The 13,858-nt window shown below is 68.2% G+C and carries 16 protein-coding genes; 12 read left to right on the top strand and 4 right to left on the bottom strand.

Features of this window, described 5'->3' with window-relative positions; translation table 11 throughout:
- Nucleotides 1-40: 40 nt before the first annotated feature.
- From OG801_RS01440 to OG801_RS01430, 3 genes are all read left to right on the top strand, one after another.
- A complete protein-coding gene (locus OG801_RS01440) occupies nt 41-193 on the top strand; it encodes a hypothetical protein (RefSeq protein ID WP_355021327.1) in 153 nt (50 codons plus the stop codon).
- 19 nt (nt 194-212) lie between these two features.
- A complete protein-coding gene (locus OG801_RS01435; protein ID WP_355021328.1) occupies nt 213-554 on the top strand; it encodes a hypothetical protein in 342 nt (113 codons plus the stop codon).
- Nucleotides 555-771: 217 nt separating this feature from the next.
- Nucleotides 772-1,728: a type IV toxin-antitoxin system AbiEi family antitoxin domain-containing protein gene (locus OG801_RS01430; RefSeq protein WP_406033094.1), complete on the top strand. Its 957-nt coding sequence runs from the start codon at nt 772-774 to the stop codon at nt 1,726-1,728.
- Between the two features lie 51 nt (nt 1,729-1,779).
- On the opposite strand, the gene OG801_RS01425 is transcribed toward OG801_RS01430, so the two are convergent.
- Both OG801_RS01425 and OG801_RS01420 read right to left on the bottom strand, forming a co-directional pair.
- Nucleotides 1,780-2,403, bottom strand: a complete 624-nt coding sequence (locus tag OG801_RS01425; protein WP_406033092.1) for a class I SAM-dependent methyltransferase — start codon at nt 2,401-2,403, stop codon at nt 1,780-1,782.
- A 6-nt stretch (nt 2,404-2,409) separates the two neighbouring features.
- The gene (locus tag OG801_RS01420) at nt 2,410-3,036 is read right to left on the bottom strand and encodes a GNAT family N-acetyltransferase (RefSeq protein WP_406033091.1); all 627 of its coding nucleotides are present in this window, start codon (nt 3,034-3,036) and stop codon (nt 2,410-2,412) included.
- A 167-nt stretch (nt 3,037-3,203) separates the two neighbouring features.
- On the opposite strand from OG801_RS01420, the gene dop reads away from it, so the two are divergent.
- The 4 genes from dop (at nt 3,204) to prcA (ending at nt 6,698) form a co-directional block, all read left to right on the top strand.
- On the top strand, nt 3,204-4,715 hold the full coding sequence (gene dop, locus OG801_RS01415; RefSeq protein WP_355021332.1) for a depupylase/deamidase Dop: 1,512 nt from the start codon (nt 3,204-3,206) through the stop codon (nt 4,713-4,715).
- Between the two features lie 115 nt (nt 4,716-4,830).
- Complete coding sequence (locus tag OG801_RS01410) at nt 4,831-5,028, top strand: ubiquitin-like protein Pup (RefSeq protein WP_008356645.1); 198 nt, start codon at nt 4,831-4,833, stop codon at nt 5,026-5,028.
- A gap of 3 nt (nt 5,029-5,031) precedes the next feature.
- Entirely contained in the window at nt 5,032-5,868 is an 837-nt protein-coding gene (gene prcB / locus OG801_RS01405; RefSeq protein ID WP_355021333.1) for a proteasome subunit beta, read from the top strand.
- Nucleotides 5,865-6,698 (top strand): proteasome subunit alpha, encoded by an 834-nt coding sequence (prcA, locus tag OG801_RS01400; RefSeq protein ID WP_406033088.1) that lies wholly within the window; start codon nt 5,865-5,867, stop codon nt 6,696-6,698. Before prcB ends, prcA begins: the two co-directional genes overlap by 4 nt.
- Nucleotides 6,699-6,764: 66 nt before the next feature.
- Here prcA and OG801_RS01395 read toward each other — a convergent pair whose 3' ends face one another.
- Both OG801_RS01395 and OG801_RS01390 read right to left on the bottom strand, forming a co-directional pair.
- Nucleotides 6,765-7,205, bottom strand: coding sequence for a VOC family protein (locus OG801_RS01395; protein WP_406033086.1), 441 nt, complete (start codon nt 7,203-7,205; stop codon nt 6,765-6,767).
- 111 nt (nt 7,206-7,316) lie between these two features.
- Nucleotides 7,317-8,771, bottom strand: coding sequence for a SulP family inorganic anion transporter (locus OG801_RS01390; RefSeq protein ID WP_406036322.1), 1,455 nt, complete (start codon nt 8,769-8,771; stop codon nt 7,317-7,319).
- A gap of 225 nt (nt 8,772-8,996) precedes the next feature.
- Here OG801_RS01390 and pafA point away from each other — a divergent pair, with 225 nt between their 5' ends.
- The 5 genes from pafA to tatA all read left to right on the top strand — a co-directional run bounded on the left by pafA (nt 8,997) and on the right by tatA (nt 13,851).
- Nucleotides 8,997-10,358, top strand: coding sequence for a Pup--protein ligase (pafA, locus tag OG801_RS01385; RefSeq protein WP_355021337.1), 1,362 nt, complete (start codon nt 8,997-8,999; stop codon nt 10,356-10,358).
- A gap of 94 nt (nt 10,359-10,452) precedes the next feature.
- Nucleotides 10,453-11,433: an FKBP-type peptidyl-prolyl cis-trans isomerase gene (locus tag OG801_RS01380; RefSeq protein ID WP_355021338.1), complete on the top strand. Its 981-nt coding sequence runs from the start codon at nt 10,453-10,455 to the stop codon at nt 11,431-11,433.
- Between the two features lie 26 nt (nt 11,434-11,459).
- On the top strand, nt 11,460-12,443 hold the full coding sequence (locus tag OG801_RS01375; RefSeq protein ID WP_406033083.1) for a helix-turn-helix transcriptional regulator: 984 nt from the start codon (nt 11,460-11,462) through the stop codon (nt 12,441-12,443).
- Entirely contained in the window at nt 12,440-13,519 is a 1,080-nt protein-coding gene (locus OG801_RS01370; RefSeq protein WP_406033081.1) for a helix-turn-helix transcriptional regulator, read from the top strand. Before OG801_RS01375 ends, OG801_RS01370 begins: the two co-directional genes overlap by 4 nt.
- Before the next feature lie 38 nt (nt 13,520-13,557).
- Nucleotides 13,558-13,851 carry a twin-arginine translocase TatA/TatE family subunit gene (gene tatA, locus OG801_RS01365; RefSeq protein ID WP_406033079.1) on the top strand — a complete coding sequence of 98 codons (294 nt, stop codon included), beginning with the start codon at nt 13,558-13,560 and terminating at the stop codon, nt 13,849-13,851.
- Nucleotides 13,852-13,858 lie beyond the last annotated feature (7 nt).

The raw sequence follows: 13,858 nt of genomic DNA, 5'->3' as shown, positions 1-13,858 counted from the left end.
GTGTTTGAGCGTTCGCGCGCCGGTGAGATTGGGGAGCCAGATGGCAGCGTGGTTGCTGATCGCGGCCGGAGTAGTGGCACTCGTCGTAGTCGTCGTGGTGGCAGCTGTCGTGGCGCTGGTCGCGGCGCTGTCCGGTCGAACCGAGCGAACCAACATTCAGCACAACGTCGGGGACATCGACCCCGGCATCTGATCCCCTAAGGTTGATCGACGTGGCAGACGAGATGGCGCGCAAGGACATCGAGGCAGGGCTGGAGACCCGCCATGAGCTGGGCGATGCGTTCGACGCGGAGCTGGTAGCCGGCTTCGCCGATCGCATCGAGAAGACCGTTCAGGAGCGAGTGGGCACCACCGCCGCCGCCCGCACTCTCGCCGAGCGCAACGAGTCGCGTACCTCGGTCTTCCAGTTCGTCCTGGGCGCAGGCTCCGCCGTCGCCGGCATCCCGATCAGCATCACCCTCGGCGTCACCGACAACCTCGGTGCCCTGGTGATCTCCTGGGTCGGCCTCGTCGGCGTCAACGTCGCCCACGCGCTGCGTACGCGTAAGCGCTGAGGCGCTGGGGTGTTCCTTCGTCAAGGTATGCAGACGAAGGAACACATCCCGTGCGGAGTTCCGCTGGGGATGTGCGCCTTTACCTGCATACCTTGACGAAGGAACACGACGTACGCCTGTGCCACCGGCCGTCCAAACTCCGGTTCGATCGGGAGTTATCCACAGGGCGGGGGAATTGGGCTTTCCCGCCTCGAACCGCCGCGTGAGGGTTGCGGCCATGGATGCACTTCACTACTTCATCGAGCGAGACGGCTTCTTCACCACCCAGATGGCGCTGGAGGTGGGATACGCGAAGCGGGACATCACTCGTATGGCACGTTCGGGCGAGTGGCACCGGATTCGCCGCGGTGCGTACGCGCCGGGCGCCATGTGGCTCGAGCTCGACCCGGTGGCACAGCATCACGTCAGGGCTCGGGCGGTGATGCGCTCGCTCGGCGACTCTGTTGCGCTGAGCCATGCCTCAGGCGTGGTCGCCCACGGCATCGACGTCTGGAACCTGCCGCTCGACCGGGTTCACGTCACCCGTCTCGACGGCGGCGCCGGCAGGATCGAAGGTGACGTCGTCCATCACGAAGGCTTCAGCCTGGGCCATGAGGTGGTGGAGGCCGACCGGATGAAGGCGGTGCTTCCGGAGCGATGCGTGCTCGAAGCGGCATCGCGCGTCGACACGGAGACCGCGTGGTGCCTGCTTGACGCCGGGCTGCGGAGCGGAACGTTCGATCGAGACAGCCTGGAGGCCGCGTACGGGATAATGCAGCACTGGCCGTTCATGCACCGAGTGAGAAATCTGGTTCCGTTCGCGGACGGAAGGTCGGGCTCGATCGGAGAGTCGCGCGGCAAGCATCTGTTCCGTTCCTTCGGCCTACCGCAGCCGGAGCTTCAGTACGAGGTGCGTCGAGCCGACGGCTCGATCGCGGGAGTGACCGACTGGGCCTGGCCCGAGTACGGGCTGCTGGGCGAGTTCGACGGACGGATCAAGTACGGTCGCCTGCTCGAGCCGGGCCAGGATCCCGGCGACGTCGTCTTCGCAGAGAAGCGGCGCGAGGACGAGCTGCGCGAGATCACTGGCTTCTCGATGATCCGCCTGATCTGGAGCGACTTCGCCGACGCCGCGATGACCGCCGCACGCGTACGCCGCGCGCTGAGCCTGTCGAAAGGTATGCAGACGAAGTGACACATCCCGGGCGGAACTCCGCCAGGGATGTGGGCGTTCACCTGCATACCTTTACGAAGGAACCGCGCGCCCGACCGAGAGATACCCCCACGGCCGCGAGAGCGACGGGCCGGGGAGGTAGGACTGCTCCAGACGGTCGAGGGTGAAGCCGGCGGCCTCGACGAGCCGCGGGATGTCGCGGGCGAGGTGGCAGCCGCCGAAGAGGCGCTGCTGGAGGCCGTCGAGGCGGTGCTGCCAGCGGGCGACGCCGGGATCGGGGGAGAGGCCGTGCTCGAGGAAGCCGAGGGTGCCGCCGGGACGCAGGACGCGGCGCAGCTCGGTAAGGGCACCCGCGACGTCGGGGATGGTGCACAGCGAGAAGGTGACCAGCCCCGTGTCGACCGAGGCATCGGCGAGGGGGAGCTGGGCGCCGTCGAGCCCGACGCGGTTCACCGGGACCGACGAGTCCGAACGGCGCGAGGCCGAGAGCTGCCAGGCGACGTCGGAGGGCTCGACGGCCACGATCTCGGTGACCTCGGCCGGATAGAGGCCGATGTTGCGCCCGCTGCCGAAGCCGATCTCGACGACCTGGCCACGGAGACCGTCACAGGCCTGTTCGCGCAGCGGGTCGAGCTGCGCGATGCCGCAGGTGCGGTCCACGATGTGTGGCACCACCCGCGCCTCCCAGAGTCCCACGGGAGCTCACTCTTCCATCTCGCCGGTCCATTGGACACCGAGCAGCATCGAATCCTCGCCCTCGACGAGGGTCGTGAAGCCGATGCGCCGGTAGAACCCGATGGCGCGGGTGTTGCCGGCAGCGACGCCGAGGTGCGCGCCGCGTACGCCGGCGACGTGGAAGGCGCCGAGCATCATTCCGATCAGCTCCTTGCCGACGCCTTGGCCCTGGGCGCGGGGGAGCAGGTTGATGTGCAGGTGTGCCGGGAACTCGCTGAGGATCTCGCCCACCATCCGTGGCGGGCGGTGGATCTGGGAGCGGAGCCGGGCGTTCCAGTCGTTCCGGTCGTGATCGGGCCCCGGATCGGGGTTGACGACGCGGAGCGCGGGCCACCAGTCCTCCTCGCACTCCTTCTCGAAGGCGCGGGTGAACGGGGTGCCGACGACGTAGCCCACCACGCCCTCGGAGTCGACCGCCACGAACCCGAGCCCGAGACGCAGCACGATGTAGGGAGCGGCGTAGATGTTCCCCGGCAGCCGGGGGTCGTCGTAGAACTCGGTGGCGTCCTCGCCCGATGCCCCGGTGAGCAGGCAGATCGAGAAGATGTCGTCGAGGTCGTCGGCGGTGGCCCGCCGGATCTCAGGAGTTCCCATGGCCCAACCTCACCATGACCCGCTTCCGCCGACGACATACCCCCGGACATGGCGTTTCACTAGCGGTCTCCTCCTGGTGCCGCCCAGCCGAACAACCTCGGGCAAACCTCAGCGTGGCGTGTGGATGCTCACGTGCCTTCGTGCACGTGGCCGGTAGCCTTGCAGGCATGAGCGTACGACGGGTGATGGGCACGGAGGTCGAATACGGAATTTCCGTGGCCGGACAGCCCCAGGCCAACCCGATGGTGGCCTCGAGCCAGGTCGTCAATGCGTACGCATCCTCGACATTGAAGGCGAGGAGAGCGCGTTGGGACTTCGAGGAGGAGTCGCCGCTGCGCGACGCGCGCGGGTTCGACATGTCGCGGCAGGTGGCCGATCCCAGCCAGCTCACCGACGAGGATCTCGGGTTGGCCAACGTCATCCTCACCAACGGTGCGCGGCTCTACGTCGACCACGCCCACCCGGAGTTCTCCTGCCCCGAGGTGACCAACCCGCTCGACGCGGTGCGCTGGGACAAGGCGGGTGAGCAGGTGATGCTCGACGCCTCCCGCGCGGCCGCGCGGCTGCCGGGCAACCCGCAGATCCACCTCTACAAGAACAACACCGACAACAAGGGTGTCTCCTACGGTGCGCACGAGAACTTCCTCATGCGCCGCTCGACCGCGTTCGCCGACATCGTCAAGCATCTGACCCCGTTCTTCGTCTCCCGGCAGGTCTTCGCCGGCGCCGGGCGAGTCGGGATCGGCCAGGAGCGCCCCAAGCACGGCTTCCAGATCTCCCAGCGCGCCGACTTCTTCGAGGTCGAGGTCGGGCTCGAGACCACGCTCAAGCGGCCGATCATCAACACCCGCGACGAGCCCCACGCCGATCCGGAGAAGTACCGCCGCCTCCATGTGATCCTCGGCGACGCCAACCTCGCCGAGATCTCGACGTACCTCAAGCTCGGGAGTACGTCGCTGGTGCTCGCCATGATCGAGGACGGCTACATCACCCGCGACCTCAGCGTCGATGGCCCGGTCTCGGCGCTGCGCGCGGTCTCCCACGACCCGTCGCTGAAGACGCTGATCACGCTCAAGGACGGTCGCAAGCTGACCGGTGTCCAGCTGCAGATGGAGTATCTGGACCTGGCCAAGAAGTTCGTCGAGGAGCGCTACGGCTCCGACGCCGACTACCAGACCAAGGACGTCCTGGAGCGCTGGGAGTCGGTGCTCGACCGCCTCGAGCGCGACCCGATGGAGTGCGCCACCGAGCTCGACTGGGTGGCCAAGTACAAGCTCCTCCTCGGCTACCGCGACCGCGACGGTCTGGAGTGGGACGACCCCAAGCTCCACCTGATCGACCTGCAGTACGCCGACATCCGGCCCGAGAAGGGCCTCTACCAGCGTCTCGTCCGTGCCGGGCGTATCCAGCGCCTGCTGACCGACGACCTGGTGGAGAAGGCGATGCACGAGCCGCCGACCGACACCCGGGCCTACTTCCGCGGCCGCTGCCTGGAGAAGTACTCCGAGAACGTCGCCGCGGCCAGCTGGGACTCGGTCATCTTCGACCTGCCCGGGCGCGAGTCGCTGCAGCGGGTGCCGACCATCGACCCGCTGCGCGGCACGAAGAAGCACGTCGGTGGCCTGCTCGACTCCTCCGAGACCGCCGTCGACCTCTTCAACCGGCTGACCGGTTCCTGAGCTCGATCGCGACTCGTGCCACATCTCGGCCCAACGTTCGACTTCTGCTTCCTCCCGTAGCGAAATCGGGCATTGTTTCCTCAGGTTTGTCGGTGCTAGTGGATAGGTTGAAGACATGGCACAGGAGCAGAAGCAGCCGAAGAAGTCCTCCGAGACGGAGGAGTCCGTCGAGACCGCGCCCGAGACCGATGTGAACGAGCGCAAGGAAGCGCTTGACTCCGACGTCGACGACATCCTGGACGAGATCGACGACGTCCTGGAGACCAATGCCGAGGACTTCGTGAAGTCCTTCATCCAGAAGGGCGGGCAGTAGTAGATGTCCGAATCCCGTATCCCGGCTGCCTACATGACGCCGGGCACCTCGTCCTTTGCCGATTTTCTGACGGCCCAGTCCCCGGAGCTGCTCCCGCGACGCGACGCCGTTCCGGGCAATCTGAGCGACATCGCCCCGCACGGCACCACGATCGTCGCGGCCACCTTCCCCGGTGGCGTGATCATCGCCGGTGACCGTCGGGCGACCCAGGGCAACCTGATCGCCGAGCGCGACATGCGCAAGGTCTTCCCGTCCGACGAATACTCCGCGGTCGGCATCGCCGGTTCCGCGGGGCTCGCGGTCGAGCTGGTCAAGCTCTTCCAGACCGAGCTGGAGCACTACGAGAAGATCGAGGGCACCACGCTCTCGATCGAGGGCAAGGCCAGCCGGCTCTCCGCCCTCGTCCGGGGCAACCTCCCGATGGCCATGCAGGGCCTGGTCGTGGTGCCTCTCTTCGTCGGGTTCGACCCCGAGGCCGGCGAAGGAAGGATCTATGGGTACGACCCGACCGGCGGCCGCTACGAGCAGACCGGATACTCCGGCGTCGGCTCCGGCTCGCTGTTCGCCAAGGGCGCCCTCAAGAAGCTCTACCGGGCCGACCTCGACGAGGCCACGCTGGTCGCGGTCCTGGTCCAGGCGCTCTACGACGCGGCCGACGACGACTCGGCCACCGGCGGCCCGGACCTGTCCCGCAAGCTGTTCCCGCTGGTCCACGTGATCACCGCCGACGGTGGGCGCACTCTGCCCGACGCCGACGTCGCGGCGGTTGCCGAGGCCGTCATCACCGGGAGGCTGCAGCGGCCCGACGGTCCCATCGCCGAGCTGGAGGGTGGCCGATGAGCACTCCTTTCTATGTGAGCCCCGAGCAGCTGATGCGCGACCGCGCGGACTTCGCGCGCAAGGGCATCTCCCGGGGCCGGGCGCTGGTCTCGCTGCAGTACGCCGACGGCATCGTGTTCGCCTCCGAGAACCCCTCGGCGGCGCTGCACAAGGTGAGCGAGATCTATGACCGGATCGCCTTCGCGGCGGTCGGGCGCTACAACGAGTTCGAGAACCTTCGCATCGCCGGCGTGCGGCTGGCCGACATGCGCGGCTACGCCTACGACCGGCGTGACGTCACCGGGCGTGGCCTGGCCAACGCCTACGCCCAGACCCTCGGCACGATCTTCTCCTCGGGTGGGGAGAAGCCCTACGAGGTCGAGCTGTTCGTCGGTGAGATCGGTGACTCCGCCGAGGACGACCAGCTCTACCGGCTCACCTACGACGGCCAGGTCGTCGACGAGCACGGCTTCGCCGCCATCGGTGGCGCCGCCGAGGCTGTGGGTGGCTACCTCAAGGAGCGTTACACCGAGGGCGCCTCGCTCGAGGACGCCATCAAGCTGGCGGTCGCCGCGCTCGGCCACACCGACACCGACGACCGCGAGATCGCCGCCAAGGACCTCGAGGTCGCGGTCCTCGACCGCAACCGCACCCAGCCGCGCAAGTTCCGTAGGATCCGGCCGGCGACGCTGCTCGAGATCCTCGGCGCTGCCGTCGCGACCCCGGAGGTCGAGCCGGCCGCCGTCGAGCCGCCCGCCGACAAGCCGGCGGAGAAGCCGGTCAGCGACGCGCCGTTGGCCCCGCCGGCCGACGACGACGGCGAGCCGCCGATCGCCCCGCCGATCGACTGAGCCCAGAGACGTGGGAGTGCTGAGGTCCTTGGTGACCTCAGCACTCCCACGTCACATTTCCAGGTGTCAGCCGACCTGGTCCGAGAGCGAGACGACGATGCCCTCGGGCCCGCGCACGTACGCCATCCGCACGATGCCCTCGTAGACGCCGACTCCGCCGACCAGCCCGTAGCCCTTCTCCGCCAGGGCCGCGAGGACCACGTCGAGGTCGTCGACCTGGAAGCAGACGTTGCGCAGGCCCAGCATGTTGGCCATCGCCTCAGGCGCGCCGGGCACGTGGTCGGGACGTACGAACCGGGCGAGCTCGAGGGTGGTGTCGCCACCCGGCGGACGCAGCATCACGACCTCGCAGCGTGCCCCGGGGATCCCACAGACGGTGTCGATGAACTCGCCCTCGACGAACGTACGTCCCTCGATCTCCAGGCCCAGGCCGACGAAGAACTCCGTGACCAGGTCGATGTCGGCGACGGTGATGCCGACGTGGTCGAACTTCAACAGGTGTGTCATGACTGCCATCCTCGTACTGTGCTCGTCGTTGTGGCGGGTGCCTTCGACGAGGGGACGAGGCCGGCGCGCCGATCTCTACATGGTCGGCGACACGAGTTCTGCGCGCGGAGGTCAGTGACCGCTGAGCTGACCGGTCAGCCGCTCGTGCCGGTCGGCGCTGGAGGCGTTGAGGCCGACGATGCGTACTGACTTGTTCTTGGCTTCGTACTTGTGGGTGATCGCGTCGAGCGTCGCGACCGTGGAGGCGTCCCAGATGTGGGAGTCGGAGAGGTCGATGACGATCTCGTCGGGGTCATCGGCGTACTCGAACTGGGTGTAGAGGTCGTTGCTGGAGGCGAAGAAGAGCTCGCCGGTGACCCGGTAGACGGCCCTCATGCTGCCGTCGGCGTCCTCGACGAGCTCCCGGTGCGTGTGGGTCAGGTGGGCGACGCGGCGCGCGAAGAGGGTCATCGCGACCAGGACCCCGACGATGACGCCGATCGCGAGGTTGCGGGTCGCGACCGTGACCGCAACGGTCGTGAGCATCACCACCGTCTCCGAGAGCGGCATCCGCCGCAGGGTGGCGGGCCGGACCGAGTGCCAGTCGAAGGCGCTGACCGAGACCATGATCATCACCGCGACCAGGGCGGCCATCGGGATCAGCGCCACGGTGTCGCCAAAGCCGACGACCAGGATGAGCAGGAAGATGCCGGCGAGGAAGGTGGACAGGCGCGTACGGGCGCCGGAGACCTTCACGTTGATCATCGTCTGACCGACCACCGCGCAGCCGCCCATGCCGCCGAAGAAGCCGGTGATCAGGTTCGCCAGACCCTGGGCGCCGGCCTCGCGCGTCTTGTCGGAGTGGGTGTCGGTGATGTCGTCGACGAGCTTGGCGGTCAGCAGCGACTCGAGCAGGCCGACCAGCGCCATGCCGAGGGCGTAAGGGGCGATGATCTGAAGGGTGTCGAGGGTGAGAGGTACGTCGGGGAGGAACCAGGTCGGCAGGCTGTCGGGCAGCTTGCCCTGGTCGCCGACGTTCGGCACGTCGACCGCGCCGATGACGGTGAAGGCGGTGAGCGCGACGATCGCTACCAACGGGGCCGGGATCACCTTGTTGATCCGCGGGAATCCGACGATGACGGCGATGCCGACGGCGATCATCGGGTAGACCGCCCAGGGCACGTCGACCATGTGGACGATCTGCGCCTCGAGGACGAGGATCGCGAGGGCGTTGACGAAGCCGACCATCACCGAGCGGGGGAGGAAGCGCATCAGCCGGGCCACCCCGGCCAGCGCCAGCCCGATCTGGATCAGGCCGCCCAGGAGCACCGTCGCGATCAAGTAGTCATAGCCGTGGTCCCGCATCACCGGCGCGATCACCAGCGCGACCGCGCCGGTGGCCGCCGAGATCATCGCCGGCCTCCCGCCGAGGAAGGAGATGGCCACCGCCATCGTGAACGAGGCGAACAGCCCGACCCGTGGGTCGACCCCGGCGATGATCGAGAACGAGATCGCCTCGGGGATCAGCGCGAGCGCGACGACGAGACCCGCCAGCACCTCCGTACGCAGCAGCCGCGGCGAACGCAGCGCCGCGAGGACGCCCGGCTGGTTGCCGGTGGAGGACGAAGGCAGCGGTGAGGGCACGAGCCGCAATCCTAGGGCTGGCCGTCCTCGTTGCCGGCTTCGTGAGCGATGTGAGGTTCGACCCTTCCGGCGCCGGCTCGCGGTCGGCGTGCCGGTGGACGGCGCGCCCCGCCGTGTCGTACCTCTGAACGCCTCCGGAGTGACCGCCGACCGTCTAGGGTTTCAGGTATGGACAGGCGCATCTTCGGCATCGAGAACGAGTACGGCGTGACCTGCACGTTCCGCGGCCAGCGGCGGCTGAGCCCGGACGAGGTGGCCCGCTATCTCTTCCGCAAGGTCGTGAGCTGGGGCCGCAGCTCGAACGTGTTCCTCAGGAACGGCGCGAGGCTCTACCTCGACGTCGGCTCCCACCCCGAGTACGCCACGCCCGAGTGCGACGACGTGATCTCGGTCGTCACCCACGACAAGGCGGGGGAGCGGATCCTGGAGGGGCTGCTCCTCGACGCCGAGCAGCGGCTGCACGACGAAGGCATCGCCGGCGACATCTACCTGTTCAAGAACAACACCGACTCGGCCGGCAACTCCTACGGCTGCCACGAGAACTACATGGTCAGCCGCGCCGGGGAGTTCTCCAAGCTCGCCGACGTGCTCATCCCGTTCCTGGTCACCCGCCAGCTCATCGTCGGCGCCGGCAAGGTCACCCACACCCCGCGGGGTGCCGGGTTCGCGGTCTCGCAGCGTGCCGAGCACATCTGGGAGGGCGTGTCGTCGGCGACGACGCGGTCCCGACCGATCATCAACACCCGCGACGAGCCGCACGCGGACGCCGAGAAGTACCGGCGCCTGCACGTGATCGTCGGTGACTCGAACATGTCCGAGACCACCACGATGCTCAAGATCGCGAGCTGCCACCTGGTGCTGCGGATGATCGAGGAGGGCGTCGTCCTGCGCGACATGACGATGGAGAACCCGATCCGCGCCATCCGCGAGATCGCCCATGACCTGACCGGCCGCCGCAAGGTGCGGCTGGCCAACGGCCGCGAGGCCAGTGCCCTCGACATCCAGAACGAATACCTGTCCAAGGCGCGCGAGTTCGTCGACCGCCGCGAGATCACCGACCCGACCATGCTCGCCGCCCTCGACCTGTGGGAGCGCGGCCTGAAGGCGATCGAGTCCGACGACCTCTCCCTGGTCGACCGCGAGATCGACTGGGTGATCAAGTGGAAGCTGATCGACCGCTACCGCGCCAAGCACGGCATTCCGCTGGGCCACGCGCGAGTCGCGCAGCTCGACCTCGCCTACCACGACATCCACCGCAACCGCGGCCTCTACTACCTGCTGGAGAAGAAGGGCGCGGTCAAGCGCGCGACCACCGACCTGAAGATCTTTGAGGCCAAGTCGGTGCCGCCGCAGACCACCCGTGCCCGGCTCCGCGGCGAGTTCATCAAGAAGGCGCAGGAGCGCCGCCGCGACTTCACCGTCGACTGGGTCCACCTCAAGCTCAACGACCAGGCGCAGCGCACCGTGCTGTGCAAGGACCCGCTGAAGGCGTACGACGAGCGCGTCCAGCGGCTGATCGACGGCATGTGACACCCCTGCCGGGGTGGCTTCGCTGCGGGGTAACCACCGGGCGGATATGGTGTGCTCCGCTGTCGTCTATCTCTATTTCACGAAGGTTTGCACTGTGCCCACTGCTCCTCGGCCTCGTCTGCGCCACGCGCTGAGCGCGCTGGCCGTCACCCTGCTCATTCCGGCTCTGGTCGCCTGCGGCGGCGAGGAGAAGACGGGGTACGGCGACGAGACCGTCTCCGGCTTCGACGGCGTCACGGTCTCGGCCGCGGTCGACAAGGCGCCCACGCTGAAGTGGGAGTCCGCGATCGCCTACCCCAAGGACCCCAAGGTCAAGACGCTGACCGAGGGCGAGGGTGAGGAGATCCCGGAGGGTCGCGGCGTGTTCGCCAAGATCTACATCGGCAACGCCACCACTCTGGACAAGGACTGGGCCTACGAGAGCCAGGCGCCCGAGGGTGAGGAGCTCCCGGCGGAGAAGCCGTGGAGCACCATCCTGAAGGGCGCCAAGGTCGGCGACCGGATCGAGGCCATCGTCGGCTCGGCCGACCTGCTCGGCGAGGGCGGCAACCCGCAGATGGGCATCGGCAACCACGACACGCTGCTGGTCGTCGTCGACGTGGTGAAGCCTGCCGCCGACAAGACGCCGCAGGACGTCGACGCCTCCGAGCTCCCGAAGGTCGTCGAGAAGAACGGCAAGCCGACCGGCTTCGACTTCACCGGCATCGCCAAGCCGAAGGCCGACGAGGGGCTCAAGCGGGCCATCGTCACCGAGGGCGACGGCGAGGAGATCACCACCGACCAGACGGTCACCGCCAACTACCTCGGTATGACCTACGGCGCCAAGAAGCCCTTTGACGAGAGCTTCAGCAAGGAGGCCGTGCCCTTCGCTCTCAACCAGGTGGTCGCGGGCTGGACCAACGGCCTGGAGGGCGTCAAGGTCGGCAGCCGTGTTCTGCTGCAGATCCCGCCGGAGCTGGGCTACGGTGCAGAGGAGAAGCCGGGCCAGGGCGGCACGCCGGGGATCCCGGCCAACAGCACGCTCTACTTCGTCATCGACGTCGTCAAGGCCGAAGCCACCCCGGCTCCGCAGTAGAAGAGTCTCTAGGGGGAGAACACACCGTGGCGGCGGGTAAGACCGAGCGGTTGATGAACCTGCTCATCATGTTGCTCGTGCAGCGTGACAATGTGTCGAAGGAGCGGATCCGCGAGGTCCTCTACCCGTCGTCCCACGGTGAGGCGTTCGAGAAGATGTTCGAGCGCGACAAGGAGGAGCTGCGCAGCCTCGGTGTGCCGATCGAGACCGGGGTGATCGACTCCTTCTTCGAGGACGAGATCGGTTACCGGGTCAGCCCCGAGCAGTTCGCGCTGCCGCCGATCACCCTCGAGGCCGACGAGCTCGCCGTGGTCGCCCTGGCCACCAAGGTCTGGGAGAACGCCTCGATGGCGGAGGCGACCACGGAGGCCGTACGCAAGCTCAACGCCGCCGGGCTCGAGACCGACGTCTCGGCGCTGGAGATCGTGCAGCCGCGGCTGGCCGCGGAGGAGGGCTCCTTCGACGTCTTCGTGGCCGCGACGCAGGACCGGCAGATCGTCGAGTTCGACTACCGCGGGTCGCGGGCGGCCGAGCCCTCACATCGGCGACTGCAGCCGTGGGGCGTGGTGCGCTACTCGGGCCGTTGGTACGCCGTCGGCCACGACGTCGACCGCGACGACACCCGCATCTTCCGGCTCTCCCGCGTCCTGGGGGAGGCTCGGGCAGTCGGTGAGTTCGATGCCTTCGAGGTGCCGGCCGAGGTGGACGTACGCGATATCGCACGGACCCTGGCGCCGGCCCCGCCCACGGGCAAGGCCGTCCTGCTGCTGCGGCAGGGGAGCGGCTACACCCTCCGCCGGGCCGCCGACTCCACCGAGCCGGGGGTGACCGGGCCTGACGGCAGCGACGACTGGGACCGTGTGGTGCTCACCCGGGTGCCCGCCGACCTGGTCGGGGCGGTGCTGGGGCACGGCCCCGACGCCTACGTCGAAGAGCCCGAGGACCTCCGCCGCGAGGTCGGCACGCGGCTGGAGCAGCTGGTGTCCCGCCTGGACGGAGCCGCACGATGAGTGCGAGCGGTGCCAAGGGCCAGGTCGGGCGTCTGCTGACGCTGGTGCCCTACCTCTACTCCCAAGAGGACGACGTACGCCTCGACAAGGCCGCCGCCGACCTCGGCGTCGAGGAGAAGCAGCTGGTCAAGGACCTGCAGGTGCTCTTCATGTGCGGCCTGCCCGGCGGCTACCCCGACGACCTGATCGACGTCGACATCGACTCGCTGACCGAGCCCGACGGCGACCGGGTCATCCGGATCTCCAACGCCGACTACCTCGACCGTCAGCTGCGGCTGACGCCGATCGAGGCCACCGCCGTGATCGTCGCGCTGCGCGCGCTGCGGGGCGGAGCGGTGGCTGCTGCGACCAAGGAGGTCGTCGACCGTACGCTGGCCAAGCTCGAACAGGCGGCGGCCGAGGGCGCCGCGGCGCGTGTCGACCCCGGCGAGGAGCTGGTCGACACCTCGCTCGTCCAGATCCATGCCGCGATCGCGACCGCGATCGACCAGGGTCGCCAGGTACGCATCGACTACTGGGTCCCGGCGCGCGACGAGGAGTCCTCGCGGGTCATCGATCCGCGCGCGCTGGTCTCGATCCGCGACATCGAGTATCTCGACGCCTGGTGCCACACCGCCGAGGCGCCGCGCAGCTTCCGCCTCGACCGGATCAGGGGCGCCGAGGTGCTCGCGACTCCGGTCGCCACCGACCCGGAGGACGGCGCGAGCGCCGAGGACGCGGCCGGGCTGCTGGAGCGTACGGACTACGGCACGGTCGTCCGGGTGTGGCTGGCCCCCGAGGCTCGCTGGGTCGGTGAGTACTACTCGGTGATCGACCCGGTCGAGCTGCCCGGCGGCGGGCTCGAGGTGGGACTGCGGGTCTACGACCAGCGCTGGCTCACCCGCTTCCTGCTCCGGCTCGCGCCCCATGCCGAGCTCGTGGCCGAAGACGCCCGAAGCGTGGAGGCCGATGCCCGAATGGCGCAGACAGCCCGAATGGCGCAGACAGCCCGAAGGGCGCAAACAAGCACAGAGTTCACTGAATCGTTTGCCGCGTCTGCGCGGCAGGCACTCGGCCTGTACCGTACGGGCGCGTAGACTTCTGGCGTTCCCCCTAGACGTAGATGAGGTAGTTCATGTTCACTCCATTGATCGGTATGCCGCAGGGAGCCGAGTGGCTCATCATCTTGGCGATCGTCATCCTCGTCTTCGGTGCCGCAAAGCTTCCTGAGCTCGCCCGCGGCACTGGTCAGGCGCTGCGTATCTTCAAGACCGAGACCAAGGGTCTTCGCGACGAGGACGAGAAGGAGAACGGCGACAAGGCCGAGAAGCCGGCCGAGCTGACCGCCTCCGAGCAGGAGCGGATCGCCGAGCTCGAGCGTCGTGAGGCCGAGATCAAGGCCGAGCGCGAGCGCCTCTCCGGCAACTGAGGCCGAC

Origin of the sequence: Nocardioides sp. NBC_00163, assembly GCF_045206295.1 — a bacterium.
Lineage (GTDB): Bacteria > Actinomycetota > Actinomycetes > Propionibacteriales > Nocardioidaceae > Nocardioides.
The sequence above is the reverse complement of the archived record's forward strand: the minus strand, read 5'-3'. Positions and strand labels throughout refer to the sequence as shown.

Coding starts and splice junctions, on each gene's coding strand:
- OG801_RS01440 (WP_355021327.1), top strand. CDS start 41: ATGGCAGCGTGGTTGCTGATCGCGGCCGGAGTAGTGGCACTCGTCGTA.
- OG801_RS01430 (WP_406033094.1), top strand. CDS start 772: ATGGATGCACTTCACTACTTCATCGAGCGAGACGGCTTCTTCACCACC.
- OG801_RS01420 (WP_406033091.1), bottom strand. CDS start 3,036: ATGGGAACTCCTGAGATCCGGCGGGCCACCGCCGACGACCTCGACGAC.
- dop (WP_355021332.1), top strand. CDS start 3,204: ATGAGCGTACGACGGGTGATGGGCACGGAGGTCGAATACGGAATTTCC.
- OG801_RS01410 (WP_008356645.1), top strand. CDS start 4,831: ATGGCACAGGAGCAGAAGCAGCCGAAGAAGTCCTCCGAGACGGAGGAG.
- prcB (WP_355021333.1), top strand. CDS start 5,032: ATGTCCGAATCCCGTATCCCGGCTGCCTACATGACGCCGGGCACCTCG.
- prcA (WP_406033088.1), top strand. CDS start 5,865: ATGAGCACTCCTTTCTATGTGAGCCCCGAGCAGCTGATGCGCGACCGC.
- OG801_RS01395 (WP_406033086.1), bottom strand. CDS start 7,205: ATGACACACCTGTTGAAGTTCGACCACGTCGGCATCACCGTCGCCGAC.
- pafA (WP_355021337.1), top strand. CDS start 8,997: ATGGACAGGCGCATCTTCGGCATCGAGAACGAGTACGGCGTGACCTGC.
- OG801_RS01370 (WP_406033081.1), top strand. CDS start 12,440: ATGAGTGCGAGCGGTGCCAAGGGCCAGGTCGGGCGTCTGCTGACGCTG.
- tatA (WP_406033079.1), top strand. CDS start 13,558: ATGTTCACTCCATTGATCGGTATGCCGCAGGGAGCCGAGTGGCTCATC.